Genomic DNA, 24,610 nt, shown 5'->3' on the forward strand with positions numbered 1-24,610 from the left:
ACTACCAGCACTGCACGGTAGCCCCTTCTCTCTTCTATCCATGCAGGAGATAGAAAAGTGGTGCAAGGACCAATGTTATCGTGCTGAGCAGCTTAATCAGCACATGGAGTGAGGGCCCGGCAGTATCCTTGAAAGGATCGCCGACGGTGTCTCCGATAACACTGGCTTTATGGGCCTCGCTGTTCTTTCCGAGGACAATGCCTTCAGGGTCGGTGCGACTGACGACCTGCCCTTTCACATTGGCACGCAGGAAGCCCGACTCAATATATTTCTTGGCGTTATCCCAGGCACCGCCACCGTTGTTCAGGAAGAGAGCAACGACGATGCCGCCCATTGTACTGACCATCAGCATGCCTGCTGCTGCCTGTGGACCAAGAATCATCCCAACTGCAATCGGGGTCAGCACTGCAATCGCACCCGGCAGAATCATTGCTCGCAGGGCCCCATTGGTGCTGATATCCACACAGCGCGCATAGTCTGGATCGACGCGATCGGCTGGATCATCAGCCATAATATTTGGCATCTCGCGGAACTGCCGGCGTACCTCTTCAATCATGCGTTTGGATGCTGTGCCCACGGCTCTGATTGCCAGAGAGCAGAAGAAGAAAATCAGGGTCAGGCCGAGAAGCGCCGCAATAAAGATAGCGATATTAGCGATATCAACCCGATAGACAGTGGCATCATGCTTGAAGCCATACAGGACATCAAGGTATGCACTGAACAGCAGGAAGGCAGCCAGCGCGGCGGAACCGAGCCCATAGCCTTTTGTCAGTGCTTTGGTGGTGTTGCCAACGCTATCGAGCGCATCTGTAATCTGGCGGACGGCTTCGGGCTGCCCGCTCATCTCTGTGATGCCGCCAGCGTTATCAGTGATGGGGCCAAAGGTATCCATTGTCAGCACGTAGGCACAGCTCATCAGCATGCCCACTGTCGCGATCGCTGTCCCGAAGATACCGCTGACATTGATGACACCCAGCCGTTGCAGCTCAACTGGCAACTGGACCTGACTCCCGAAGAAGTAGGAGAGTCCGAGGGCCGCCGAAATTGCCAGGGCGGGCATGACAACACATTCAAAGCCAATAGTGATCCCGGAAATGATGGTTGTGGCTGGCCCGGTGATCGAGGATTCAGCAATCTCGCGGACCGGTCGCCATGTTCCGGCGGTGTAATACTGGGTGATAAAGACAAAGGCAACGCTCAGTAAGATACCAACACATCCCGCCAGCCCATACCAGACCCAGGCCGGGATAGAGTAGTTTGCTGGAACCGCATTTCCGCCAAGTAACAGATAGCTTCCCAGGAAAATACCTATCACGGAGATGATACAGGTAATGTAGTAGCCAATATTGAGCTGATTCATTGCGATCTGGCTTGGGTCGCGCCCCGCGGCCTTATCTGGCTCAATGACATTTGAGGCGCGAACATACAGCACGCCGATGGCAGAGGCGATAATCCCGAAAGCTCCAACCACGAGCGGAAAGAGCATCCAGCCGATGTTTCCCGTTGCCTGATAGAGCGTTGCCCCGAGAATCATCGTACCAATATTCTCGGCGGCAGTGGACTCAAAGAGGTCGGCACCGCGTCCGGCACAGTCTCCCACGTTATCGCCGACCAGATCGGCAATAACGGCGGGGTTTCGTGGATCATCTTCCGGGATATTGGCCTCAACCTTTCCCACAAGGTCTGCGCCGACGTCGGCTGCTTTTGTGTAGATGCCGCCACCAAGCTGGGCGAAGAGGGCGACAAAACTGGCACCAAAACCAAAGCCAACAAGCAAGGAGGGTGTATGTCCTGCATTAACATATCCCCCAAAAAGGAGAAAGAGGGCGGAAACCCCGAGGAGCGAAAGCGCCACAACCAGAAAGCCTGAAACAGCGCCGCCGCGTAAAGAAACGACCAGCGCTTCACCGAGGCTGCGCCTGGCCGCGCTGGCTGTACGGCTGTTTGACTGTACCGCAACATACATTCCAATATATCCCGAGATGCCTGAGCAGAGTGCTCCGACCAGGAACGCTACTGCGGTATGCCATGCAAGATCAATTTTGTCTGCTTGAGAACCCTGTCCAAGAAAGGCAAGCGCTGCGGCAACTACCAGCCCAACCACAATGGAAAGAAGAGCGATTGTACGATACTGGCGATTCAGATAGGCTGTCGCACCTGCGAAAATAGCGTTTGCAATCTTTTGCATTTCAGGTGTGCCGCGATCTTTACGAAGCACATAGGAGACAAGGTATGCTGCAAACAGCACAGCGAGTAGGCCCACGACAATGGGAACCCAGATGAAGTTAACCATTGTAAAAAAACTTCCTCCATAAGACAGTAAGCATCTCCCAACATCGCTTTGTCAGGATGAGGCTGTCTCTCAAAGGTGGCTAAGCATGTCTGGAAGATGGGTACCTTATCGAGCAGCGATCTGGTACAGCTTTTAGTAGAACGTCTTTATTATTTATCATACTGGATTGTCTTTCGTCAAGATTGTAATATTTGCGATAAATCTCCATAGAAATCGTTTCATCTTTCTATGAAAGCGCACCCTGTGCCGATTCTTATGCTTTTCAGTAATTCTTTTTCTGCTGAATTCGATAAATGAAAAATGAAATAGGTAGTCGGTTTTATCCAGTGGTTGTGCTTTTTTATGTCGCTTCTCGGTCTGGAATATGACGGTATATTCCCTTTTTGGTGAAAGCCGCTCTGCTTTCATCAAGAAGGACGAGTGCTACCCATTTCTCAGAGGAGCCTTGCAAAGGCGTGCGACACCGTGTGCACTCCCTGCCCTGTCGGAATGTCTGGAAGAATGGATAGACAAAATTTGGTATATGCAAGCGTTCATAGAGAGATGATAGGTTTTTCATGCTGAAAGGGAGAGTCAGCCAGATAAGACGACAGGGTTGATTACTATTTTTGAGAAACTGGTGTATACTGTAAATGAAGAGGTGAAAACAGCTCCAGATTCGCCTTAAATGTCCTGAACAATTCTCCATGCAACTCGGATTGAAGAGCAAGCGTCCATCACTTCGTATTCTCTTCCTTTCCTGGAAAAGGCAGTGTTACCGGTTGCGGTACGCGTTCAACCCCTTTGTTTCTCCTGGTTTCAGCGATAGTCAAACCGGAGCACAAAGCAGAAGAGACGCAGCGCTGCATGGGGAACAGGCACAACACTCATTGGTCGTCCCCCCAGGGTAATAGAGACGGGAAGCACTTTTCTGACAATACAAACTATACGCGTTTTCTCCCTGTCCCTCTTGCCCTCATGATGACCTATAGAAGATAATAATGAGTAAAGATAAGCGCCTTTTCCATAAAGAAAGTGGAAAATAAGAAGTTGATGTCTGGTAAGAGTCGCTGAGGTGGCGTCATCTTTCCAGTTTTCCTGATATCCTACTTTCGTCGTAATTATGCGGGAGAGTTCTCTAGGTTGTTATTCTACTTTTGGAGCATGATGCTTTTCTTCCCTCTCAGTATACTGGTGGATGAATGGTACCGGGCGCATGGATGGCGTTGAGCGGGGATGGGTGCAGGCCCTCCCTGTGATGCACTTGCCACTCATTTTTTCTCTGGGGCATGGCGTGAATTTCACTTTTTCGCAATCATCTGGTATCTTTCTTCCCTCCTGAACCGGTATAAGTATATAGATGCTTGTTTGCAAGGGTACCTGATTTGTAGTGATTTGTAGGAGCACCTGGAATGAAAGAGCGCGTTATTGCTAGTGTTGATGTGGGAACAACAAAGGTCAGCGTTTTAATTGGTGAGATTGACCAGGATGGGGAATTGATAATTACTGGTGCGAGCTCTTGTCCGGCTCGCGGCTTGAAGCGGGGAATGATTATCCATATGGAGGACGCTATATCCTCAATCGCTGCTGCACTGGAGCGAGCCGAACGGTTAGCGGGTAAACGAATCTCCACTGCGTATATTGGAGTATCTGGAACGCATATTGCCTCTCTGAATAGTAGCGGGTGTGTAGCTATTTCTCCTTATGGTCGCGATATTGCTGAGGATGATGTGGACCGTGCCCTTGAAATTGCGCGGGCGGTTGCGCTTCCTGCTAATCGCGAAGTTGTGCATGTGGTGCCACGCGGGTATAGTGTGGATGGCGTCTATGGCATTCAGAACCCGATCGGTATGTCCGGCTTTCGGCTGGAAGTGGATACCCATATCGTGACCGGAGCGGTCTCTTCTTTGCTGAATCTGACGCGCTGCGTCCAGCATGCGGGGATCGAGGTTGAGCAACTGGTGGTGAGCTCACTGGCGGCGAGCGAAGCAGTGTTAAATGAGGGTGAAGCCGAGATGGGGATTGTGGTGCTTGATATCGGCGGTGGAACAACAGATATGGCGATCTTTGCGGATGGCGCTGTCTGCCATACGGCTGTGCTTCCTATTGGCGGCAACCTGATCACCAATGATATTGCGATCGGGCTGCGGCTTCCGATTTCTGTTGCGGAGCAGTTGAAAATTCTGTATGGGCATTCCAATCCGGCGGCAATCCGGGATGATGATATGATTGATCTGATGCCTTTTATCACCGGCTGTAGTGATCTGGTGCCGCGCAAGCTCCTCTCAGAGATTATCGAAGCCCGGGTTGAAGAGCTGTGTGGTATGGTGCTGAATGAAATCAGGAAGGCAGGATATGAAGGGCTCTTGCCCGCGGGCATTGTGTTGACGGGAGGAAGCGCGAACCTGCCGGGAATTCGTACGACAATGAACCAGTATGTGGATCTGCCCACGCGGGTCGGTGCACCATTCGATCTCTATAGTTTTAATGAGTCAGTCAATCAGCCTGCATATGCAACGGCTGCTGGTCTGTTGCTCTGGGGAATGCGATATGCTTCGTCCCCGGCTTATGAAGAGCGCATCACCGAAGATCCCGCGCCAATTGCTATCTCACCACTTGAGCGTTTCGTGAAAGCGCTTATATCATAGATTAGCACAGCGACGTTTTCGTGTTGTATGTCATAAGAGTATGCTGTTTTTGAGCATTCTAAATCTATGTATTGATATGTATAGATAAGCGTATGATCAATCATGTGTCTGGAAAGAGAGCAAAACGCTGGTGGATGAAGGATATTATCTGCATATACCATGCTAGCTGAAGGATGGGCCGGGTGTACGCATGCTCTGTATTGTGATAAGAAGGGGTACAGAGCATGCCCTGCTACTGAGTTGTAGTAGTGGAGCAAAAAAAAGCCCCTTTGCCGTAGCAAAGGGACTGAAGAGAGCGGGAGACGGGACTCGAACCCGCGACATTCTGCTTGGAAGGCAGGCACTCTACCAACTGAGTTACTCCCGCAGATGGCATGAGCTTTCAGGGTTTCCCTGTAGGGGGAGAAGAGCGGGAGACGGGACTCGAACCCGCGACATTCTGCTTGGAAGGCAGGCACTCTACCAACTGAGTTACTCCCGCAATATCGGGATGCGCGGACTCGAACCGCGGACCTCCTGCTCCCAAAGCAGGCGCGCTACCAACTGCGCTACACCCCGTTAGCGTGATAGAAATATAGCATGCTTCCGCCGACTTGTCAAGTACCCCGGGGCCGGGAATTTCGCACGAACTGCTACTTCTTTTTTCGTCTGTAGCGCAACTTGAGCATGAGCAGATTCCACTGCGTCCTGATCTGGTCGAACGGGCCACGACGTAGCGGCGTGATGGTGACGTTTCCATAACGATACGAACGGGGACGGTGAGGCCGAAAGAGAAAGTGGGAGAATGCAACCAGGAATATGCAGAGTGTGGCAATGGTTGCAAAGATACCGGTATAAAGGTCGGCGTAGTCGTGTGGTCGAGCGTAGGCGAAGCCTCCTCCAATCAGGGCACAGAGGATGCCGATGAGGAGCAGCCAATCTGTTTTGGATAAGCGCAGGTTGAAGTGCGGGCGAGATTGCTTTGAGGCATAGGAGTCAAACCGTTTGCGCGAACGGTAGGCAGGTGTGCGTTGTGCTCCTGTTTCTGCATCTGAGTGTTCCAGATTGCGCAGGATTTCCTCTATCTCGCGTTCATATCTGTTAGGCATAGCGGCTCTGCTTCCTTGAACTCTATAGACCCTTCTGTTCGTAATGATACCAACTTTTGAACGTAGAAACAAGTGTTTTTGTTTCCAATTGGCTCAGGGAATAAAGCAGCGGGGATACCCGGCTGTTTCCCTCTATTTAAGTATACGACTGATTCTAAGTCTCTGCCTCAACCCAGGATACATTGTACCCGCTTGACAAGCTCCAGGGGATGAAATGGTTTGGACACATGCTGCACTGCTCCCAGATCCTTGCTGATCCGAGCGTAGATGCTCTCTGCGTGCGCTGTAATGATCATAATGGGTATATGTTTGGTCCGCTTTGAGTGTCGTAATACCTGGCAGAGACGGTAGCCGTTCTCGCCGGGCATCGTGATATCCAGGATGATGAGGTCAGGGAGGCGTTCGATTGCCAGCTTTTCCTGTAATTGCGCTCCATTGGCTGCCGTGCTGACGTCAAAGCCGTGAAGTGTAAGGACAAAAGAGGCAATTTCTCGCACTTCGTTATCGTCATCGACCACCAGAATTTTTCGCCGCATCATTCTCCATCCTTTCTTCAACCACAGCATATCGCTTATGCTTGTATTTTCCAATAGAAGCAAACAGAAACGACTGGTATACTTTCATTACTATTTCCTACAATGCTTGCTTTATTTTATATAGGAAGAGAGAACGTTTTCCTGTTGACTCTTTATACTTTCTCTGTTATCATAGGCAAAAGAGTTATATCTGAATAATTGAAACTGCTACAGTTCATGAAAAAGGCGTATCGTATATGGGTACATCGCTTCAACCCTGGATGAAGGTTTTGCAGGGCGGTATCAAATCTCCGGCAGAGCGCCGCCGACTGGCTCAGGCGTTGCATGTCGCCCCGATGACGCTGACACGTTGGGCAAACGGCGAATCCCAACCCAACAGACAGCATCTGGCTCGTCTGGCTCAGGTGGCAGGTTCTAGCTACCGTCAGGATCTCCTCTCCGCATTACAAGCTCAATATCCCGATTTTCAGAACTGGCTGATGGAAGGTGTTTCCTCCACTATTCCTTCTGCTTTTTTTGCCCGCGTCCTGCGTGAACGTACGATGACAACCGAAAGCCTGATTTTCTGGCGGCTTTCCGAGCTGATCCTTGAACAGGCGCTTGAGCAACTGGACCCGCAGAAGGCTGGTATGGCTGTCAGGCTCATTCTCTGTATGCCTCCGCGTGAGGATGGCAATGTGTGGAGCCTGCGCCAGTGTCTCGGGCGAGGTGTCCATCCCTGGAAAACAAACCTTGAACATGAGGTGCTGTTTCTGGGATATGAATCTCTCTCCGGGTATGCCATTCATTCCGGGCAGCTCCGCTATGATAATGACCTGCATGTCAGCAACAGGCTTTTCCCTGCTATCCGGGATAAGTATGAGTTCAGTGCCGCTGCATATCCTCTGCGTTTTGAGGGCAATATTGCCGGGTGTTTGCTGGCCTCAAGCCATGTTGCGCAGCATTTCAATGAGACACGGCTGGCTTTGCTGGCTACTTTTGGCGACCTCCTCTCGCTGGCATTAACGCGCAGGGAAGATTTTTATCCTCCTTCTCGAATTGCCCTGAAGGTGATGCCCGAACCGGCGAGACAGGAAGGACCGATCAGTACGTTTCGTCAGCGTGTCACCCGGATCTACCAGCGCGCCGCGGCACAGCATCAGGCTATTACCGCGGAAGAAGCAGAGATGGAGGCCTGGAAAGAGATTGAATATGAGTTGCTGACATTACCATAGGACCTTCTCTCTTATTCGATACCATGCTTGCGCATCAGATAGCGTAACTGGTCGACTTTGGCAAAGCCTAGCAATTCTGCGGCTCGGGTGCGATTATGTTTGGTCATTTCCAGCGCCCAACGAATAAAGTGTTGCTCTATCTGTTCCGTGATCTTTTCCAGCGAGACAGCGCCCAATGGATGAGAGTTCAACCATTGATCCCAGGGATCAAGGGACGAAGCCGGGCGCTGCTTCTCATTGCCAACAATCTCCTGTGGCAGATGAGCGGGGAGTAGTTCATCACTGGAACTGAGAATCATGGCTCGCTCGATCACATTTTTCAGTTCGCGCACATTCCCGGGCCAGCTATAGCGTAGCAGCAGTTGTTGCGCTTCAGGCGAGATCTTATGCACATTACGTCCGAGGGAGCGGTTAAACTCCTCGATAAAGCGGGCGGCCAGCAACAGAATATCACCCGGGCGCTCGCGCAACGGTGGAAGCATGATTTTCAGCACAGCAAGCCGATAATAGAGATCAGAGCGAAAGAGCCCCTCTTTCATGGCCTGCTCGAGATCTCGATTGGTAGCTGCCAGAACGCGGACGTTGATCCTCACCTCTTTGTTCCCACCAAGCCGAAAGAATGACCGGGTTTCCAGCACACGCAGCAGTTTTGCCTGCATATCAAGTGGCATCTCACCAATTTCGTCGAGGAACAGCGTTCCGCCTTCGGCAAGCTCAAGGAGGCCACGCTTTTGCTTTTTGGCATCAGTGAACGCGTATTGTTCATAGCCGAACAGTTCACTTTCCAGCAAATTTTGAGCGATTGCCGCACAATTCAATGGATGAAATGGGCCAGAGGAACGGCTACTCTGCTCATGGATGGCGCGGGCGACAACCTCTTTCCCGGTGCCACTTTCTCCCATAATCAGGACCGAGGCATCACTGCGAGCGACCTTGTCTACCAGCGCAAAGACGGCTCGCATGCGTTCACTCTGCCCCACGATATGACTGAAGTGGTAGTTGTCGCTTCTTTCCTGTCTGAGCTGGCGTAATTCGCGCGACATAGCACTTGTTTCAAGGGCTCGTTGCACTACCAATAGCAATTCTTCCAGATCAAAGCCTTTCAGAAGATAATCTGATGCGCCAAGCTTCATCGCCTTGACTGCTGTCTGCACATCACCGTGGGCGGTAAGAATCACAACCGGAAGCTCCGCATCCATTGTGCGAATCTGCTGCAAAACTTCCAGGCCACTCAGACCGGGCAGACGAAGATCCAGGAGCACAAGATCAATAGGGTTATGTTGTAGCTCACGCAAGCCAGATAGGCTATCCGCTGCGGTATAGACTTCGTATCCTCGCTTTTTGAGAAATCGTGCCAGTTGGTGCGGTAAATGGGGCTCATCGTCGATAATAAGGATACTCAGACTCATAGCTTACCTCGTATACTGCCCTGCTCCGGGCGGGTTTCAGCTTCGGGTATGCCGGGCAGGCGCACCGTCATAGTAGTGCCTTTGCCCGGGTGACTCTCAACTTTGATATATCCTCCATGATCTTCGACCAGACGGCGGGTGATTGCCAGACCCAGTCCGATACCATGCGCTTTTGTCGTAAAGAACGGCTGAAAGATACGTTCAAGCTGCTCAGGCGTGATACCTCGTCCGGTATCGTGTACCGAGAGATCGACCCAGAAGGCGGCGTGCGGTGGTATGGAACTTCCCGGGCGCAACAGGCCGGACATGGTCAGGTTTGATGCCTGTTCCTGGCTCTCGCGCCAGACTTCCTCTGCCGAACGCTGCTGACAGCGAACAGTGAGTGTGCCGCCATCCTGCATCGCCTGCAACGCGTTAAGGTAGAGATTAAACAGAACCTGTTCTATCTGCCCACTATCGACCCGAAGCAGCGGAACCTGCTCGTAAGCGCGTTGAACGGTAATCTGCGCCGCTTCGCACTGGCTTTGTAGTGCATGCAGTACTCGATCGCTGATTTCTGGTAGATAGCATGGTGTACGCTGTAGCTGTCGGGGTTTGGCGAACAGAAGCAGATCACGCACAATGGCGTCGAGACGCTCGATCTCTTTGAGAACCACAGACGCTGATCCCTGTAGATCTTGCATATCATCGATTGTAGGGCTTTCATTTAGATCTTCCAGCATCAATTGCATTGATGTTTTGATTGAAGCCAGCGGATTTCTGACTTCATGAGCAACATTTGCGGCCATTTCGCCCAGCGTTGCCAGCCGGTCAAGCCGTCGTTTCTCTTCTTCAAGCCGTTGCAGAAGGGTGATATCTGTAAACGTAATCAGAGTGCCGCCCTGCGTGTTATGCAGCCGTTGAATATTGACATCCAGCAGAATACTGCGCTCATGGCGGTCTCTGGTTTGGAGCGTGCCCCTGCTGCCTGTCTTGATCGGCCCTGTTGATTGCTCGCTGCCCAGGGCCGGGTGTTCCCCGGTGCGAGATAGCTCAAGCTCCGGATTGGGGATAAAGTGCCGTAGATCAAGAATATGGTCTAGTGGCTGACCAATAACCTCGCGCGAGTGATAGCCGAGAATCGTCTTTGCGGCACGATTAAAAGAGGTAATGACGCCGTTGGCATCGGTTGTTATCAGCCCGCTTGGAATACTCTCCAGAATAAGCTCTTTGAAACGTCGGTCGTCGAGAACCTGTCGTAACAGCTTTCGCGCTTCATTGCGGGCCTCAATCACTTCAAGCAGCAGATGGCTGTTTTCTAGAATGGCTCCGGCCTGATTTGCCAGCACGCACAGTAGGGCCAGCTCTCCCTTGCGTATTTTCCAGGGACGATAGAAGCCACCCGCAAGAATACCCTGGAGACGAGGATAGCGCAGCGGCTCCTGAACGCGGCTTTTGTCTGGGTGTGGAGCTTCACCATGTTGACTGAGCAGCGGGACGGCAAAAAAGGTCTTGATTGTGCCTGGCAGATAGGAGAGTAGTGTGGCAGTCTGCGGGGTTCCGGGCTGTTCCAGCAGGAGCGGCTCAGCGGAGTGGTTTTTCTGGAACAGGCGAAACAGGGCTTCTCGCATCAGGGGCGAAAGCCAGGAAGCGTCATCCTGCTGGTCGGGAGCTGTTAGTAGCACACAGACATCTGCGGTAGAGATGTTTTTTGCCTGCTGTAGTACCAGGTTATGCAGGCGTTCCGGCGCGTTCAGGGTGCTATGGAGCCTCGTATTGATGGTATTGAGCAGGGTAAGTTCGCGCATCCGTTCCTGATCGCGTTCCAGCAGTCGACTATTTTCGAGTAAAAGTGCAATGACGCCACTGAGTGCGCCGACAATCTGCACTTCCTCTGCACTCCATATCGATGGGAGTGTTCTCTGTTCCTGCTCACTTTCTTCAAAGGTTGCACTGCGAATGGCGACCAGAACGCCGATCCGATGGTGCCGATAGACGAGCGGCACTGCCAGCAGCGTCGGCTGTGTGGCTGGCACAAAGATAATATGTCCTTCGCGCCATGCGCAGGCCTCTGGTGTGTTGCTGGTGAGGCTCAACGGATTGATATGTGCGACAGTGAGAAGGGCGGCCGACCAGCCGGGCTTGTCATCAAATGAGCCTGCGACAAATTGCAGCGTGTCCTCGATACGCTGATACAGGAGAACGCAGCGACAATGAAGTAGTGAGGTCAGGCGGCGCGGCAAGCTATCCAGTAGTGTGCGGTAGTCTACAATCGCGCTGCAATCGTGGAGCAGTGCGTTGACTATTGCAGGCGTATGTAACATATCTGTCTGATGCTGCTGTACTTCTGCCATCACAACCCCTTCGTACACAGTCCGCAAGCTTTTGGCACGTCTACCCTCGGGCAGAACCCGCATCCAGTCGCAGCAAAGATCGAATTTTTGTGAACCGGAGAAGCGGGTCAAACATCTTTTATCGATCAGGTATCACTACTATACCAGATGTGAGCATACATTGCACGAAGATACGGGGATTCATGAATAGACTGTCATTATTTGGCGAGCAGCCTACTCGCATTGTAGAAAGAGAAGTTATGCATTGAGGAGAAGAAACGATACTACAGTATATCTTATGTGGAGGTTTTTTGTCGAGTTTTGCTATGGCATGAGGGCGCTTTCCACTGGACGGGTAGGCGGAAAAAGAGTACAATAGCTCATGCGCAATTATGTATGGAATGTCCATAATTGCGTTCATTTGTAGCAGCAATTGATGGAAGGGAAAGGGGTACCTTTGTAATCGATTGCGCAAAAAAGAGAATTGATCGTATACTTTCCCTCCTTCTTTTTGCAGGTGCACTGTTTTTGCTTGTCCATATAGCTTTGTTTTAAGGTAAGGGAGGTTTCATGTCATCCAGGGCCGGTTCAAATCAACTGCCTTCTTCTGCTGAACCTGTGGAGAAAACTCTTGAGCGTCTGCGTCAGGAGAATAGCAGGTTACAGAAAATGCTTGAGCTACGGTCCCAGGAGAACGCGCTTCTCAATGAAGTGATCTCTACGGTTGGGTCCACGCTCAAAATGGATGAGGTGCTGCGCCGTTTATTGGATGCGGTAATGCGTGCAACCTCCTGTGATGTCGCATCTATTTATCTGTATGACAGTGATAAAGAGCGACTGGTGTTAGCCAGTGCAACGGAGCACTATCAATCTCTGGTAGGCCGGATTACGATCGCGCTTGGTGAAGGAATCACGGGGTGGGCGGCGCTTCATCGTAAGCCGATCTATCTACGCGAAGAGGCGCTTTCTGATCCACGTTTTCATTATATTCCTGAATTACATGAAGAGCAGTTTCAGTCTATTCTTAGTGTGCCGATTATTGGCAAAGATAATCGGTTGACAGGTGTCATCACGCTCCAGGCGGTAGCTCCTCATGAATTTACCAAGCAGCATCGCAGCTTTATCAGTAATATCGCTGCCCTGGTTGCCAGTGCGATAGAGAACGCGCAACTCTATGAGAGTACACAGCGAAAGCTCAGTATTTTAACCTCTCTCTCGGTCTTAAGCCAGACAATCAGTTCTGGTCTCTATTTAGATGATATGCTTCGCTCGCTTGCCACTCTGACTGTCCAGATTATGGAAGTTGATCTCTGCGTGATTATGCTGATGGATCAAACCCGGGATGGGGAAGGAGTGCGCAATGCTCGACGGTTAACCGTGCATGCCACGGCTCCGAACCTGAACGAACACGCACGCATGCAGACAATCAACGTAGATCGGCATACACTGGAGCAGCTACGCGAATTACAGAACCCTGAGCTACTGGTTCCCCCGTTGGAAGAAGAGGAGGAGGTTGAGGGTGGCTCTTTTGGGCAGCTAAACCCGTTACGTGGCTCGAAATATAAAGCGTTGATCTCCGCACCTCTGATTGCTGGAGCGGAACAACTGGGCCTGATTAACTGCTACAGCAGCAAATCGCGTCGCTTTACGTCAGAAGATCAAACCCTGCTGACCACGATTGCCAATCAGGTCGCGATGGCGATTAAGAATAGTTATTTGATGAATCAGCTTGCGCAGAAGAACATGGTTAAGGGGTTCTTTGAGGATCTGATGCAGGGGCGGCTAGAATTGGAAGATTCGCTGCGGCAACGGGCGCGTTTTCTCGGTTGCGATCTCAGCAAGCCACATGCTGTGCTGATGGTCGAAATCACGCGCCAGGAGGAGCGGCCTGCTGATAGTGGCCGTTCAGGAGAGGAAAAGCGCTTCGCCTCGGGGGGCACGCCCCAGACAACGTATAAGAGCATTAACAGTATGGTGTGGCGGCGTGTGCAGGATAGTTTCCCGGGCTCGGTATTTTATGAGCAGGAGAATGTGCTGACGTTCCTGATTGCATTGCATAAGGATGTGAGCGGCGGTCGCTTAAAACGCTGGCTGCAAGATCTGGCGTATCAGCTCTATAGTGAGTATCGGATAGTGTTGAGTATCGGTATTGGGAATGCCTGTCGTACCATCCCCGATTATCGTCAGGGGTTTATGGAGGCGCAGGAAGCGCTACAAATCGGGACAAGCCTGCATCATGAGCAGGATAGTATGCAGCGCGAGCATTTCTGTGTCACCCATTTTAATGACCTCGGTGTGTATCGTTATCTATATAAGATTGCCTATATGGATAATTTGCGTGATGTGTTTCAGGAACAGATTGCGCAAATTGATATGTACGATAAGCGCAAGAACACCGATCTACTGGATACGCTCGAAACCTATCTCGAATGTGCGGGGAACTTGACCAGAACCGCGGAACGTTTATATGTGCATCGTAATACGTTAATTCAGCGTCTGGAGCGGCTTCAATCCCTTTGCAGCATTGATTTACAGGAGCGGAAAAACTGGCTGACCTTACAGGTTGCCATTAAGGTATACAAATTGCGCTCGCGAGGCGAATAAGCGCCATGTGGGACTCGTTCAAAACGGGTCCCCATTTTTGCGGGGGGGTTGATACTATGAGCCCTGGGCGGCAACTCCCTTGAAGTAGACGCGAGCGAGGTATCTTGCGACCTCTTCCGGGGTCATATGATCTTCGACAATCAGGCGCTCATAGCTGCGGGGCGAAGTCAGGCTGAAGAAAACACTGACCATAATGTTTGTCGGGGTATCTTTATCAACGCTGCCGTTTGCTTTTCCCTCCTCCAGCACCTTCGCGATCCGATCGGCCAGCGCTCTCCATGTCTCTTGTAATGTCTTGTTGCCCTCGTTTTTCTCCATTAGAATACGTTTCGAGTCCGGGCTATGGAAGATTGCATAAAGAAGCTGCATTTGTCGGCTATAGAAGCCAGTATAAAATTGAAGGAGAATTGCCTCTAGCTTGGCCTGAGGTGTGGTATCGGCATCGAGAGTCAAATCAATATCTGAGAGGATCTTCTGCATGCTTCGTGCGAAAATGGCAGCAAGGATTTCCTCTTTACTTGAGAAGTGGAGGTAGATGGTTCCTTTTGCGATGCCAACGCGAGCAGCGATCTCATCAACAGAGGCTTCATGGTAGCCTTTCTGTGTGAAAACCTCTTCGGCTGCCGCAAGGATGAGTCGCTCCCGTTCCTGACGCTGTTTCTCTTTCAGAGAACGGTGAGAGGTGGATGTATGCTGCATGCTCTGTCCTTCCTGGGGGTCCGGTTTTTGAGGCTCCTGCCCGTGCTGTGTTTTCTCATACAATGAGTTCGTTCATGATGACTATGTAGTCATAATTTTAGATGTCAGTCAGGATATTGTCAAGCTTGTCTATTCTCTCATGGACTCAGTTTGTCCCGGCTTGTAATGGGGCGTAGAGGCATGGTAGGCTGCCAGCAAGGCCGTATCTGGCTGTAAGGTATCAAGAATTCGTTTTTTCTGATATACAGGAAAATAACCAATGGAAAAAGTAATCTATATTGTGCGCCATTGTGAGGCGCTTGGACAGGCACCTGAGGCTCCTTTATCGGTACGTGGCAAAGAGCAAGCAGAGGAACTGGCCGCTTTTTTGCTGCAACAGACATCTATTGAGCGTATTATCTCCAGTCCGTATAAGCGGGCGGTTGACTCAATTGCTCCCCTGGCCCGGGAGCTTGGGCTTGAGATTGAGCTGGATGAGCGGCTGAAAGAGCGGGTGCTAAGCGCTGGCCCGCTGGAGAACTGGCTTGAATGTTTACGCCAGAGCTTTGTGGATGTGGATCTCTGTTTTGAGGGTGGCGAAAGTGGGCGAGCAGCGCAGAAGCGTGCGCGGGCCGTTGTTCAGGAGGCGCTGGCGACTCCTGCACAGAGCACGCTGCTTGTCTCGCATGGCAACCTGACTGCACTTTTATTGCACTCGTTTGATACCAGCTATGGTTTTGAAACGTGGAAGATGATGACCAATCCAGATGTCTTCTGTGTGACAATGAAAGCTCTTCCCATCGTGGAACGGATCTGGCAGAAACGTTGATGCGCTATGGAAAAAGTGGGAGGGCGCGTGGTACAGTAAGAGAACGAGCATAAATATTGTCAGGTGAAAAAAGGAGATGAATCGTGGCACCTGCCGATTATCCTGAGGAACAACAGCGGAGAAGAAGAGCGTCTATCCTGGGACAAAGTCATAGTCTCTCGGATGAAGAGGCCCGAATGATTCAACAGATGATCCGCGAAGAACAGCAGACTTCACGGCAGCTTACTATTCCCGAGGAAGACCTTGCGGAAGAGGCGACAACCAAAATGCGCCCGGAAGTGGAGCGCGTGGTGCATGTGAGCCGTGTACGTCAAATTCTTGAGATGTTCAACCGCGACTTTCTCTATGGACAGGGTCGCTTTGATGAATATAAAGATGGTCTGATCCTCAAATGGGGTGATGGCTACTCGCGTAAACGCATCTGGATTACGGTTGAGGATAATAACCTCATCATGGAGACCAGCCATTTTAAGAAGTGTGCGAAGGAGTACTGCACCGGCACGCATCATGTGCTGACTCCCGAACTGTATATGAATCTGGATATCTTGAATCAGGAACTGGGGGATCGGTTCCGACGCCCGGTCTACGAGCGTACCGAAGACTAGAAGAGGACCGTCTGTGACAGTAAAAGTAGTGGCGCTGGAGAATGATCTGTTCTTCTCCGTGAAAATTCGTGATACCTTGCGCCATCACGAGATTGATGCTCAGATTGCGCGCACGCTGACCGCATTTGAGCAGCGGCTTGAGCAGGACAAGCCTGCACTGGCAATTGTGGATATCGCGATTCAACGGGTTGACTGGGAAGCTGCCATCCGAGCCGCCCGGGCGCAGAATGTTCCTGTTCTGGCTTTCGGCTCACATATGGATCTGGAGGCCCGGGCAAAGGCATTACAGGCGGGAGCGTTGAAAGTCATTGCGAATTCCAAGTTCGCAAAAGATATGCCCGATCTGGTGCAACGGATGATGAAGGCCCCGGAAACGGTTGTGTCTGAAGGGGAAGAAGAGGGCCACTAAGCATAGAAGGCCTTGCAAACACTGTTGAGATGCCGGACAAATAGTTCCGGCATCTCTCTTTTTCCCTTTTAGCTTATCGGGAGAACAAGAAAAGGTGCTTGATCCCGTAGGGGATACGGGTCAATCCATAACCTAGAGGATGCTTTTCATAGGTTGAGTGCTGTGGGCGATACGTCCAGCGTGCCAGATAGTATTTTTTGTATGCCTGAGCGGGGAAACGCGTAAAGGCTTGCGGTGGAAGAGCCCGAAAACGGGGACGATGGGCAATGCGACTACTCATCAGCACACACTCCTTGTGAAATGAGAATACTGGAAAAAAACAAAAAAGGTCCCTTCCCATGTCGATAATGCAACAGGGAGGAACCTTTCAGGTATGATCCAGACTCAGCCCCGAGGGGCTGCTAATGCCTGTTTGGTTACGGGATTAGTGACCGCAAGCGCAGCTGCGAGCCTCACCACCACCGTTTGCGGTGCGGAACGAGTGGCCGCAACCACAGGTAGAAACCGCATTCGGGTTATTCACGGTGAAGCCTGCGCCCATCAGGCTGTCAACATAGTCTACTTCGCTACCGCTGATATAGGTAATGCTCATCTCATCAATGAAGACTTTGAAATCATTGACCGGGATAACGGTATCGCCTTCTTGCTCTTCATCAAGAGTCATACCATATTGGAGGCCAGAGCAACCACCACCAGCGACAAAAATGCGCAGGCCAAGGCTGGGATCATTTTCCTGCTGGAGGAGTTCCGAGACTTTCTCGACTGCGGCAGGGGTCATTGTGATAACCTGTTCCTCTGTCGCCGTTTGCTGGTTCTGCTCAATCATGTATTCACCTCTTCACTGAGGGTTGTGATAACCCTGAACTTGATTCTAGATATACTGGACAGTATCTACAGCGTTATTTAGCCGTATTATATACTGCACAAAATGAAGCGTCAAGCAGACGCTCCTCATAAACCAAAACGCTGTTGCACTCGAATAATATTCCCGAGCAAGCTCGGGGCTTCTGGTGGCATGCCAAAAAGACGCTCACTGGTAAACTCTTGCCCACCGGTTAAACGAAGCATGGAGTTTGAGGCCGACCATCCCTGAGACAGCAAATGAGCGCCCAGGCCGGTAATGATCGCCGCGGCAAAGGATGTACCGCTCCAATCCGCCCACCCGGATGTATTCATTTCTCCATTTGGATAAGTGGGCGAAATATATACACCACGAACTGCGTCGGGGAGTCCCTGCTTATCGGTAGAGCCATAGAGATCCCCCCCAAAGGTTGCAACCCCGGTATCCGAAGGGGCAATGTTGGCGGCGTTTGCGTAGAGTGCCGGAGTAAAATTACTGTTGACAGACGTTACACTCAGTGTCGAGTCGAAGCGAGCAGGAGCACGCGGCGGACGAGGTGGCAATCCCTGTTTGACCGCCTCGACCGAATCATTACCCGCTGCTGCCACAAGCAGTGCTCCATGAGAATAGAGGCTTTCACAGAGAAGGCGTAGGCCAGCTTCAATATGGTCTAGAATGCGTGTGATGCCTGAAAGCTGAGTGGTAGGCCAGTCGCGATGATCGAGCCAGATATAGGGAAGGCGACGGATATCAGGCATGATTGTCAGGCTGAGGTTGATAACCAGGCGGCGTGTGGTGCCTGTGACAAGCTCACGTTCAAGGTCGCTGAGAGCCGCGATCAGGCTATAGAGATCTCCACCCCCGTAATCATTCAGCACGCGAATCAGCCGGATGCGGGCTCGAGGCGCGACATCGCGAACCAGGCCAGCCAGCGAGATGCCATGATCGGGCATTGGGTAATAGCGAGTATCGTTGTAGATATCGCGTCCGGTCCGAACATCGTTTGTCGGAGCATAACGGTCATATTCAACCACAAAAGAGCCATCATTCTGCCGCAGATCGGAGGCAAGACGCTGAAGCAGCCAGTTCCGGCGCAATTCTGGACGACTGGCGGCGGTCAGGATACGATCAGGATGCAGCGCGGTATCAAGAATCGCAACCTGTACATCTTCGGCGCCTCGGGTATCTACCGGAAAATGCTGATGTAACAATTTAACACGCCAGCCAGCCAGTGCATTGTTCGGAGACGGCGCGGCCAGGGTTGGTGTTGGTTGGGGAGGAAATGCCGGCCCCCCCTCGCCATAGAAATGGGTGGCAGTTGTCACCAACCAGTGAGGCATTGCGGAGACGATGTGTAAGCCCTGTTGTGAAAAATAGTCCAGCCGTGATTGAATGTAAGAGATGGTCATAGGAACGGGGTCGCTGATGCTGGCATCAGTGTGGCTTACATGAAAGAAGATCGCCAACAGCGGTTGCTTGCGGTGAAGGCCAAAGATAAAGGAGCGGCGGCGAATCGGTGGAAGCGTAGGGGTTGTCCGCCAGCGTCCTGCTGTGCCATAGAGCTCCAATGTAAGCTGATATTGTGAGAGAAAGGTATTGAGTTGTAAACGGATCTGTTCAACAAGGGCGTCTGTGGAGTCATCAATAGGTAAACCCGGTAAACGGGCCACCAATATCATTTCACCAGGAATCCAGTAGAAAAGCTCACTTGGTGTACCCATGATCTCCGTAGAACTACGAGACATGCACGATAAATCCCCCTCCACATGTAGTGGTGCTAGCTGAAAGCTGACGAGAATGCCGCATCACGTGTATTCCCTTGCGCTGTATTATAGCTGAACAGTGAACGAGAAACAATCAGGTAACTTTTCTGGCCTATTTGTTATAATCAAGCCGGGTGTGCTGGCACAACTTTTATGGTAGAAACAGTTTTACTGTAAAGGAGAGAAAAGATGTATTCCAGGGAACTCTTCACAACTCTGGTTGAAATTGTGCGCTTACCAAGTACCTCCGGGCACGAAGATCATGTTCGCGCCTATCTTCAGAAGCGTCTGGAACACCTGGGTATAGCGTTTGAGGTTGACGAGGTTGGTAATCTGATTGCGACCATACCGGGAGAAGGCCCGGCTTTGATGCTGAATGCACATATGGATCGGGTGCCGCCTGGACTCGGTCATGAACCAGTGCTACGTGACGGAGTGCTCTACAGCGACGGAAAAACCAATCTGGGAGCCGATGATGCTGCCGGGATTACCATTATCCTTGAAGTGGTGCGCCGTCTGGCGGAGCAGCGGATCCCTCATCCCCCGCTGGTGCTGGCCTTTACCGTACAGGAAGAGGCTGGGCTATGTGGGGCAGCGCGCTTGAAATCGCGTCCCTGGAATGTGCGGGATGGTCTGGTATTTGATAATGCCTATGAGGCGGGGGTTGTGGTTTCTGAGGGCGCAGCTTACGAGGCCTTCGATATCGTGTTAACCGGGCGGACCGGGCATCCCGGGAAGGATCTTTCACGGACCGTGAACGCGATCGAGATCTTTCATCGGGCACGCTATCCACATGGCTCATTGGCTGATGACCGCACACGGATCTCCATCGGGAAGATTACAGGTGGTGTGTCTCGCAACGCGATTCCCGCCGAGGTGCGGATTGAAGGGGAGCTACGCAGCTTTGAGCCGCTTGCGGTCAGGCAACAGTATATGCGTGAACTTGAAGCCGCTTTTGAACAGGCGGCCCGCGAGATGGGTGGTCAGGCAACCGTGGCCTTCAGCCCGCACTCACAGGGATATCATGTAGATGAGAATGAGCCGTTGTTACAGGTGTACCGTTCTGTACTCGCCGCACGTGGTGAGACGTTGCGCCTGCGGCCAACTTTTATCGGCAGCGATACGAGCGGGTTCCGTCCGGAGATTCGTGCGTTTACGGTCTCTACCGGCGTTGTCAATGAGCACACCTTTGATGAGTATGTGCCGCTGGCTCCGCTGGAACAATTGGTTATCGATACTCTCGCGGTGTTGGAGCGGTGGCGTTCTGGTTCTCAGTCTGAAAAGGGTGTATAATCCCTGCAATAGACATGCGATATGCATACAATATCCGGGAGATACTTCCTGATGTCTTGCTCTCCAGGTCGAATAGTGGCTGGCAGTATGTGCACAGGGCATAAAACCCGGGTGGTGGATGTTAATAATAGCAGAGCAAGCTAACAAGTGAACGAGGATAACGATACATGTCAAAGATTTACGGCACGATCATAATTGGTTCTGGACCGGCAGGCTACACGGCTGCAATTTATGCTGCTCGTTCCAATCTGTCGGTGCTGGTGTTGCAGGGCTACCAGGCTGGCGGACAGTTGATGTTGACCAGTGAAGTAGAGAATTACCCCGGCTTTGAGAATGGTATTCTTGGGCCGGAGATGATGGAGAAATTCGAGAAGCAGGCGCAACGCTTCGGGGCGGAGTTGCTCCCTGAGGATGTCACTGCTGTCGATTTCAGCGAGCGTCCCTTTAAAGTGACCACCGATTTCGGCGAGTACTTCGGCCAGACCGTCATTATTGCGACGGGCGCGAGTGCAAAATGGCTGGAATTGCCCGCTGAGAAGCGTTTGCAGGGTCGTGGCATCTCTGCCTGTGCAACCTGTGATGGCTTCTTCTTCAAGGGCAAGGATGTGGTTGTTGTCGGTGGTGGTGATACCGCGATGGAGGAGGCAAGCTTCCTGACGCGCTATGCCAATACTGTGACGCTGATCCATCGGCGTGATACCTTCCGGGCCAGTAAGATCATGCAGGAACGTGTCCTGAAGAATCCGAAGATTACATGCGTGATGGATTCAGAGGTCGTTGATATTCTGGGTGAGCAGTCTGTGGAAGCGGTGAAATTGCGCAACGTGAAGACCGGCAAAGAACAGGAACTGGCAACACAGGGCGTTTTTGTCGCTATCGGCCATCAGCCGAATACCTCGCTGTTCAAAGACATCATTACGATGGATGAGCACGGGTATATTATCCCGGTTGAGCATACAATGACCAACATTCCTGGTGTGTTTGTGGCGGGTGATGTTACTGATCATCGTTATCGTCAGGCAATCACTGCCGCAGGAGAAGGATGTAAGGCCGCGATTGATGTCGAGCGCTGGCTGGAGGCTCAGGGGCTCGATGTGGGTGTTGAGAGCTGGGACTAATAAAAGCGTTACATGTGTATCCTGAGAGTGGGCCATCAAGACGATGGCTCACTTTTTTTCGCACTTTGAGGAAGGTCAGGCAGATGAATGTGAGCCGGTTCACTGTGTGTTGATAGCGGCGCTGCTACCATACAAAGAGAGAATAGGCCAATCAGAAGAAATGCAGCAATAGAGAAGACTAAAGATCACGGGTTGAAGACTTTTTACACTCTTTTCAGTACTAAAGGTTTGCTCTATGTTACTGTAGCATGTATTGATACGTCTCTATCAGGGAAGCGTTGTTCTCAGTTCTATGGAATGGACAACTCGGTAAGTGGGGTATTTATGATCGAAAGAATTCTTGGAGGGACTTTTTATGGGAGGTAACAGCTTTGAGCTTCTTATGCAATCCATTATCCAGCAACAAAAGGTGATGGAGGCATTAGAGGCAGAGAACCGCGAATTACGCCTTCAGATTCAGGAATTAAAAGAGGGACGTGGCGTCTACATTGACATCTGTGGAACACGTTTCGCTTTGCGCGTGGATACGCTGACACCGCAAGCTACGGCTCCATTGACTGAATACAATGTAACACCTGTCGTGTCCGAAGAGACACAGCAACCACAAGCGCAAGAAACCGGGAAAGATGAAGGCAACGAGCAGAAAAAGGAATCCTCTTTCCTGGAGGAAATTATGATAGATGAGTTTGCCGCACAGACAACCAGCCCTATGTCTGTATGGAAGGGGTCGGCACAGAAACAGCCGATTAACGAGGAAGAGAAGGCGGCCTTACGGCGCGAGCTTTCAGGAAGCTTTATTCTGGAATAGGAACAACGCAGCAGGGAAGAGAACCGCCTTCCCTGATTTTTTTCTACACGATGATGTAGCATCGGCTTCTCAGGCCAGAATTGAGAAGCCGTTTTTTTCTTTTGGGCGAACGCTGTGACCTCTCTGGATGGCTCCCGCTTTTCCTGCTCGTCACTTTCCCTGCTGACGAAACGTGAGGTATAGAGGACTGAGATGCAAGGTTTTCAAAGGAACAGGAGGGATACCGTGAAAGCTGATGAAATAATCAGCAAAGTAATGAAGAGGGCAGAGATTGGCTCTCGTGTCGAAGCGAAAAACGCGATTCAGGCCACTGTGGAGACGCTTTCGGAGCATCTGACCGCAGAGGAATGTCAGAACTTGTCCGCTCAATTGCCACCAGAGATCGCGGACTCTATGCGGAGCTCACGGCCAGGTGGTGAGGCCGAGCGTTTCTCACTTGATGAGTTCTTTCAACGTGTGAGCCAGCGCGAGGACGTCGGTTTGCAGGAGGCAACCAGACATACTCGTGTGGTCTGTGCTGTCCTCGCGGAAGCCATTACGATCGGGCAACTGGACCATCTCAAGGCACAGTTACCGAACGATATTGCTCGGCTGTTTGATGTCCAGAACGAGGGCGAAATACCTGAGCTTTAACGTCCTTCCCGAGAAAGGAAGGCCAGAATTATGACTGATGTACAGAAGCAGGAATGTCAAATCCCGATCAATGATGTGATTACCCTTGATGGAACGCTCGCTATACCGGAGGGCGCTCAGGGGATTGTTCTGTTTGCGCATGGCAGTGGCAGCAGTCGCTTTAGCCGGCGTAACCTGTATGTCGCGCAGGTGCTTCAGGAGGCGGGAATTGCCACACTGCTGATGGATCTTTTGACACGGGATGAAGAGGTGCAGGATCAAGTGACAGCGGCGCTCCGCTTCGACATTCATTTGTTGAGTGAACGTGTCGGAAGGGCAAGCGAGTGGCTGAGTGTCAACGAGAAAACGGCGCAGTTCTCGCTTGGCTACTTTGGGGCCAGTACAGGCGCTGCCGCCGCACTGGTCGCGGCCAGTCAACATCCACTACTGGTGAAGGCGGTGGTATCTCGTGGAGGTAGGCCCGATCTGGCGGGTGCTGCATTGAAAAAGGTAAAAGCTCCTACGTTGTTGATCGTTGGCTTACGAGATCCGCAGGTTCTGGAACTCAATCGTCAGGCATATGATGTGCTACAGGTTGAGAAGCAACTGGACGTGGTTGAGGGCGCCACCCATCTGTTTGAAGAGCCCGGAGCACTGGAACAGGTCGCGGCTCTGGCGCGTACGTGGTTTCAGCGTTATCTTGCAGGCTAAGGAAAGGAGGTGCGGCAATGGTGGAAGGACGCTATAAAGATCGTCAGGAAGCAGGACAAACGCTTGCAACTCATCTGATGCAGTATGCAAACCGCCGGGATGTGCTGGTGCTGGCGCTTCCTCGTGGTGGTGTGCCTGTTGCGTATGAGGTTGCTCGGGCGTTGCATGCTCCCCTGGATGTGTTTCTTGTACGCAAGCTCGGGGCTCCTGGCCATGAAGAGCTGGCTATGGGCGCAATCGCCAGCGGAGGCATCCGCGTGTTAAATGCCGGGGTGATCGGAACGCTTGGTATTCCTGAGAACACGATTGAACAGGCCACCGAGAGGGAACAGCGAGAACTGGAACGCAGAACACAGGAGTATCGTGATAATCGTCCAATGCCGGTGCTCCGTGGTAAAACGGTGATTCTGATTGATGATGGTCTGGCGACCGGCGCAACTATGCGGGCGGCGGTCAGGGCTGTGAGGCAGAAGCAACCACAACGGGTGGTTGTAGCGGTGCCCGTGGCCGCACCTTCGACGTGCGCTGAACTTGCTGAGGAAGTGGATGAGATGGTCTGTGTGCGTCGGCCGGAGCCTTTTTTTGGCGTCGGGCTCTGGTATGAGAACTTTGCTCAGACCTCTGATGATGAGGTTCGAGCGCTGCTCACGCGGGCGACAAAGGAGATACCAGTGCCATCGTGGAACCAGTGATGCTGGTGGCGCTTCCCATGTCCTTCAAGCTGCTTTCTCCCGCTCCCCTGAAAAAGCTGCCCTTCGGGGAAGCCTGCAAGTCTCTCTTGCGTTGCCAGAGTCACTTTTCATTGAAAGGAAGCGTGCTAGGTGTAGCAGAGTCTCTTGTCAAACTCTCACTGCTGACAG

Annotated in this window: 21 protein-coding genes and 3 tRNA genes; 12 read left to right on the top strand and 12 right to left on the bottom strand. The window is 51.7% G+C overall.

The genetic code is table 11. The annotated features are described in order from the left end of the window. Positions 1-34: 34 nt before the first annotated feature. Positions 35-2,293 carry a sodium-translocating pyrophosphatase gene (locus KTH_RS29765; protein ID WP_497622508.1) on the bottom strand — a complete coding sequence of 753 codons (2,259 nt, stop codon included), beginning with the start codon at positions 2,291-2,293 and terminating at the stop codon, positions 35-37. Positions 2,294-3,684: 1,391 nt separating this feature from the next. Between KTH_RS29765 and ftsA the strand changes: the two genes are divergently transcribed. Beyond that, complete coding sequence (ftsA, locus tag KTH_RS29770) at positions 3,685-4,920, top strand: cell division protein FtsA (RefSeq protein ID WP_111322248.1); 1,236 nt, start codon at positions 3,685-3,687, stop codon at positions 4,918-4,920. 294 nt (positions 4,921-5,214) lie between these two features. Here the strand turns inward: ftsA and KTH_RS29775 are convergent. The 5 genes from KTH_RS29775 to KTH_RS29795 form a co-directional block, all read right to left on the bottom strand. Beyond that, a tRNA-Gly gene (locus KTH_RS29775) sits at positions 5,215-5,287 on the bottom strand. 41 nt (positions 5,288-5,328) lie between these two features. Further along, a tRNA-Gly gene (locus KTH_RS29780) sits at positions 5,329-5,401 on the bottom strand. A 4-nt stretch (positions 5,402-5,405) separates the two neighbouring features. Beyond that, positions 5,406-5,478: transfer RNA gene (locus KTH_RS29785), tRNA-Pro, on the bottom strand. Positions 5,479-5,552: 74 nt separating this feature from the next. Then, positions 5,553-6,008, bottom strand: a complete 456-nt coding sequence (locus KTH_RS29790; RefSeq protein WP_497622510.1) for a hypothetical protein — start codon at positions 6,006-6,008, stop codon at positions 5,553-5,555. A 167-nt stretch (positions 6,009-6,175) separates the two neighbouring features. Further along, positions 6,176-6,547, bottom strand: a complete 372-nt coding sequence (locus KTH_RS29795) for a response regulator (protein WP_497622511.1) — start codon at positions 6,545-6,547, stop codon at positions 6,176-6,178. 233 nt (positions 6,548-6,780) lie between these two features. Here KTH_RS29795 and KTH_RS29800 point away from each other — a divergent pair, with 233 nt between their 5' ends. Further along, positions 6,781-7,758: a GAF domain-containing protein gene (locus tag KTH_RS29800; RefSeq protein ID WP_497622513.1), complete on the top strand. Its 978-nt coding sequence runs from the start codon at positions 6,781-6,783 to the stop codon at positions 7,756-7,758. An 11-nt stretch (positions 7,759-7,769) separates the two neighbouring features. Here the strand turns inward: KTH_RS29800 and KTH_RS29805 are convergent, their stop codons facing one another. After that, on the bottom strand, positions 7,770-9,167 hold the full coding sequence (locus KTH_RS29805; protein WP_497622515.1) for a sigma-54-dependent transcriptional regulator: 1,398 nt from the start codon (positions 9,165-9,167) through the stop codon (positions 7,770-7,772). After that, the gene (locus KTH_RS29810) at positions 9,164-11,500 is read right to left on the bottom strand and encodes an ATP-binding protein (RefSeq protein ID WP_497622517.1); all 2,337 of its coding nucleotides are present in this window, start codon (positions 11,498-11,500) and stop codon (positions 9,164-9,166) included. Before KTH_RS29810 ends, KTH_RS29805 begins: the two co-directional genes overlap by 4 nt. 549 nt (positions 11,501-12,049) lie before the next feature. On the opposite strand from KTH_RS29810, the gene KTH_RS29815 reads away from it, so the two are divergent. Then, on the top strand, positions 12,050-14,083 hold the full coding sequence (locus KTH_RS29815) for a GAF domain-containing protein (protein WP_497622518.1): 2,034 nt from the start codon (positions 12,050-12,052) through the stop codon (positions 14,081-14,083). 54 nt (positions 14,084-14,137) lie between these two features. On the opposite strand, the gene KTH_RS29820 is transcribed toward KTH_RS29815, so the two are convergent. Continuing rightward, the gene (locus KTH_RS29820) at positions 14,138-14,782 is read right to left on the bottom strand and encodes a TetR/AcrR family transcriptional regulator (protein WP_111322262.1); all 645 of its coding nucleotides are present in this window, start codon (positions 14,780-14,782) and stop codon (positions 14,138-14,140) included. Between the two features lie 259 nt (positions 14,783-15,041). Between KTH_RS29820 and KTH_RS29825 the strand changes: the two genes are divergently transcribed. The 3 genes from KTH_RS29825 to KTH_RS29835 all read left to right on the top strand — a co-directional run bounded on the left by KTH_RS29825 (position 15,042) and on the right by KTH_RS29835 (position 16,604). Further along, positions 15,042-15,590: a histidine phosphatase family protein gene (locus KTH_RS29825; RefSeq protein WP_497622520.1), complete on the top strand. Its 549-nt coding sequence runs from the start codon at positions 15,042-15,044 to the stop codon at positions 15,588-15,590. A gap of 83 nt (positions 15,591-15,673) precedes the next feature. Then, positions 15,674-16,195, top strand: a complete 522-nt coding sequence (locus KTH_RS29830) for a hypothetical protein (RefSeq protein WP_111322266.1) — start codon at positions 15,674-15,676, stop codon at positions 16,193-16,195. Between the two features lie 13 nt (positions 16,196-16,208). Continuing rightward, a complete protein-coding gene (locus KTH_RS29835; RefSeq protein WP_170142569.1) occupies positions 16,209-16,604 on the top strand; it encodes a PleD family two-component system response regulator in 396 nt (131 codons plus the stop codon). Positions 16,605-16,677: 73 nt separating this feature from the next. Here the strand turns inward: KTH_RS29835 and KTH_RS29840 are convergent, their stop codons facing one another. The 3 genes from KTH_RS29840 to KTH_RS29850 all read right to left on the bottom strand — a co-directional run bounded on the left by KTH_RS29840 (position 16,678) and on the right by KTH_RS29850 (position 19,190). After that, positions 16,678-16,884 carry a hypothetical protein gene (locus KTH_RS29840; RefSeq protein WP_111322270.1) on the bottom strand — a complete coding sequence of 69 codons (207 nt, stop codon included), beginning with the start codon at positions 16,882-16,884 and terminating at the stop codon, positions 16,678-16,680. 144 nt (positions 16,885-17,028) lie between these two features. Further along, positions 17,029-17,430 (bottom strand): iron-sulfur cluster insertion protein ErpA, encoded by a 402-nt coding sequence (erpA, locus tag KTH_RS29845; RefSeq protein ID WP_111322272.1) that lies wholly within the window; start codon positions 17,428-17,430, stop codon positions 17,029-17,031. A 125-nt stretch (positions 17,431-17,555) separates the two neighbouring features. Further along, on the bottom strand, positions 17,556-19,190 hold the full coding sequence (locus KTH_RS29850; protein ID WP_111322274.1) for a S8 family serine peptidase: 1,635 nt from the start codon (positions 19,188-19,190) through the stop codon (positions 17,556-17,558). A gap of 207 nt (positions 19,191-19,397) precedes the next feature. On the opposite strand from KTH_RS29850, the gene KTH_RS29855 reads away from it, so the two are divergent. The 6 genes from KTH_RS29855 to KTH_RS29880 all read left to right on the top strand — a co-directional run bounded on the left by KTH_RS29855 (position 19,398) and on the right by KTH_RS29880 (position 24,442). After that, positions 19,398-20,501, top strand: coding sequence for a M20/M25/M40 family metallo-hydrolase (locus KTH_RS29855; protein ID WP_111322276.1), 1,104 nt, complete (start codon positions 19,398-19,400; stop codon positions 20,499-20,501). Between the two features lie 167 nt (positions 20,502-20,668). Beyond that, a complete protein-coding gene (gene trxB, locus KTH_RS29860) occupies positions 20,669-21,619 on the top strand; it encodes a thioredoxin-disulfide reductase (protein ID WP_111322278.1) in 951 nt (316 codons plus the stop codon). Positions 21,620-21,974: 355 nt separating this feature from the next. Beyond that, positions 21,975-22,427: a hypothetical protein gene (locus KTH_RS29865; protein WP_111322280.1), complete on the top strand. Its 453-nt coding sequence runs from the start codon at positions 21,975-21,977 to the stop codon at positions 22,425-22,427. 225 nt (positions 22,428-22,652) lie between these two features. Beyond that, positions 22,653-23,060, top strand: a complete 408-nt coding sequence (locus KTH_RS29870; protein ID WP_170142571.1) for a DUF2267 domain-containing protein — start codon at positions 22,653-22,655, stop codon at positions 23,058-23,060. Between the two features lie 30 nt (positions 23,061-23,090). Continuing rightward, positions 23,091-23,750: a dienelactone hydrolase family protein gene (locus KTH_RS29875; protein ID WP_111322284.1), complete on the top strand. Its 660-nt coding sequence runs from the start codon at positions 23,091-23,093 to the stop codon at positions 23,748-23,750. A 17-nt stretch (positions 23,751-23,767) separates the two neighbouring features. Beyond that, positions 23,768-24,442: a phosphoribosyltransferase gene (locus tag KTH_RS29880; protein ID WP_111322286.1), complete on the top strand. Its 675-nt coding sequence runs from the start codon at positions 23,768-23,770 to the stop codon at positions 24,440-24,442. The last annotated feature ends 168 nt before the right edge of the window (positions 24,443-24,610 follow it).

This window comes from Thermosporothrix sp. COM3, from assembly GCF_059696735.1.

Excerpts from the sequence above, each read along its gene's own strand:
- ftsA (WP_111322248.1), top strand. The coding sequence starts at position 3,685 with ATGAAAGAGCGCGTTATTGCTAGTGTTGATGTGGGAACAACAAAGGTC.
- KTH_RS29805 (WP_497622515.1), bottom strand. The coding sequence starts at position 9,167 with ATGAGTCTGAGTATCCTTATTATCGACGATGAGCCCCATTTACCGCAC.
- KTH_RS29855 (WP_111322276.1), top strand. The coding sequence starts at position 19,398 with ATGTATTCCAGGGAACTCTTCACAACTCTGGTTGAAATTGTGCGCTTA.
- KTH_RS29880 (WP_111322286.1), top strand. The coding sequence starts at position 23,768 with ATGGTGGAAGGACGCTATAAAGATCGTCAGGAAGCAGGACAAACGCTT.
- KTH_RS29765 (WP_497622508.1), bottom strand. The coding sequence starts at position 2,293 with ATGGTTAACTTCATCTGGGTTCCCATTGTCGTGGGCCTACTCGCTGTG.
- KTH_RS29800 (WP_497622513.1), top strand. The coding sequence starts at position 6,781 with ATGGGTACATCGCTTCAACCCTGGATGAAGGTTTTGCAGGGCGGTATC.
- KTH_RS29820 (WP_111322262.1), bottom strand. The coding sequence starts at position 14,782 with ATGCAGCATACATCCACCTCTCACCGTTCTCTGAAAGAGAAACAGCGT.
- KTH_RS29850 (WP_111322274.1), bottom strand. The coding sequence starts at position 19,190 with ATGTCTCGTAGTTCTACGGAGATCATGGGTACACCAAGTGAGCTTTTC.
- KTH_RS29815 (WP_497622518.1), top strand. The coding sequence starts at position 12,050 with ATGTCATCCAGGGCCGGTTCAAATCAACTGCCTTCTTCTGCTGAACCT.
- KTH_RS29865 (WP_111322280.1), top strand. The coding sequence starts at position 21,975 with ATGGGAGGTAACAGCTTTGAGCTTCTTATGCAATCCATTATCCAGCAA.
- trxB (WP_111322278.1), top strand. The coding sequence starts at position 20,669 with ATGTCAAAGATTTACGGCACGATCATAATTGGTTCTGGACCGGCAGGC.
- KTH_RS29875 (WP_111322284.1), top strand. The coding sequence starts at position 23,091 with ATGACTGATGTACAGAAGCAGGAATGTCAAATCCCGATCAATGATGTG.
- erpA (WP_111322272.1), bottom strand. The coding sequence starts at position 17,430 with ATGATTGAGCAGAACCAGCAAACGGCGACAGAGGAACAGGTTATCACA.
- KTH_RS29810 (WP_497622517.1), bottom strand. The coding sequence starts at position 11,500 with ATGGCAGAAGTACAGCAGCATCAGACAGATATGTTACATACGCCTGCA.
- KTH_RS29840 (WP_111322270.1), bottom strand. The coding sequence starts at position 16,884 with ATGAGTAGTCGCATTGCCCATCGTCCCCGTTTTCGGGCTCTTCCACCG.
- KTH_RS29790 (WP_497622510.1), bottom strand. The coding sequence starts at position 6,008 with ATGCCTAACAGATATGAACGCGAGATAGAGGAAATCCTGCGCAATCTG.
- KTH_RS29825 (WP_497622520.1), top strand. The coding sequence starts at position 15,042 with ATGGAAAAAGTAATCTATATTGTGCGCCATTGTGAGGCGCTTGGACAG.
- KTH_RS29795 (WP_497622511.1), bottom strand. The coding sequence starts at position 6,547 with ATGATGCGGCGAAAAATTCTGGTGGTCGATGACGATAACGAAGTGCGA.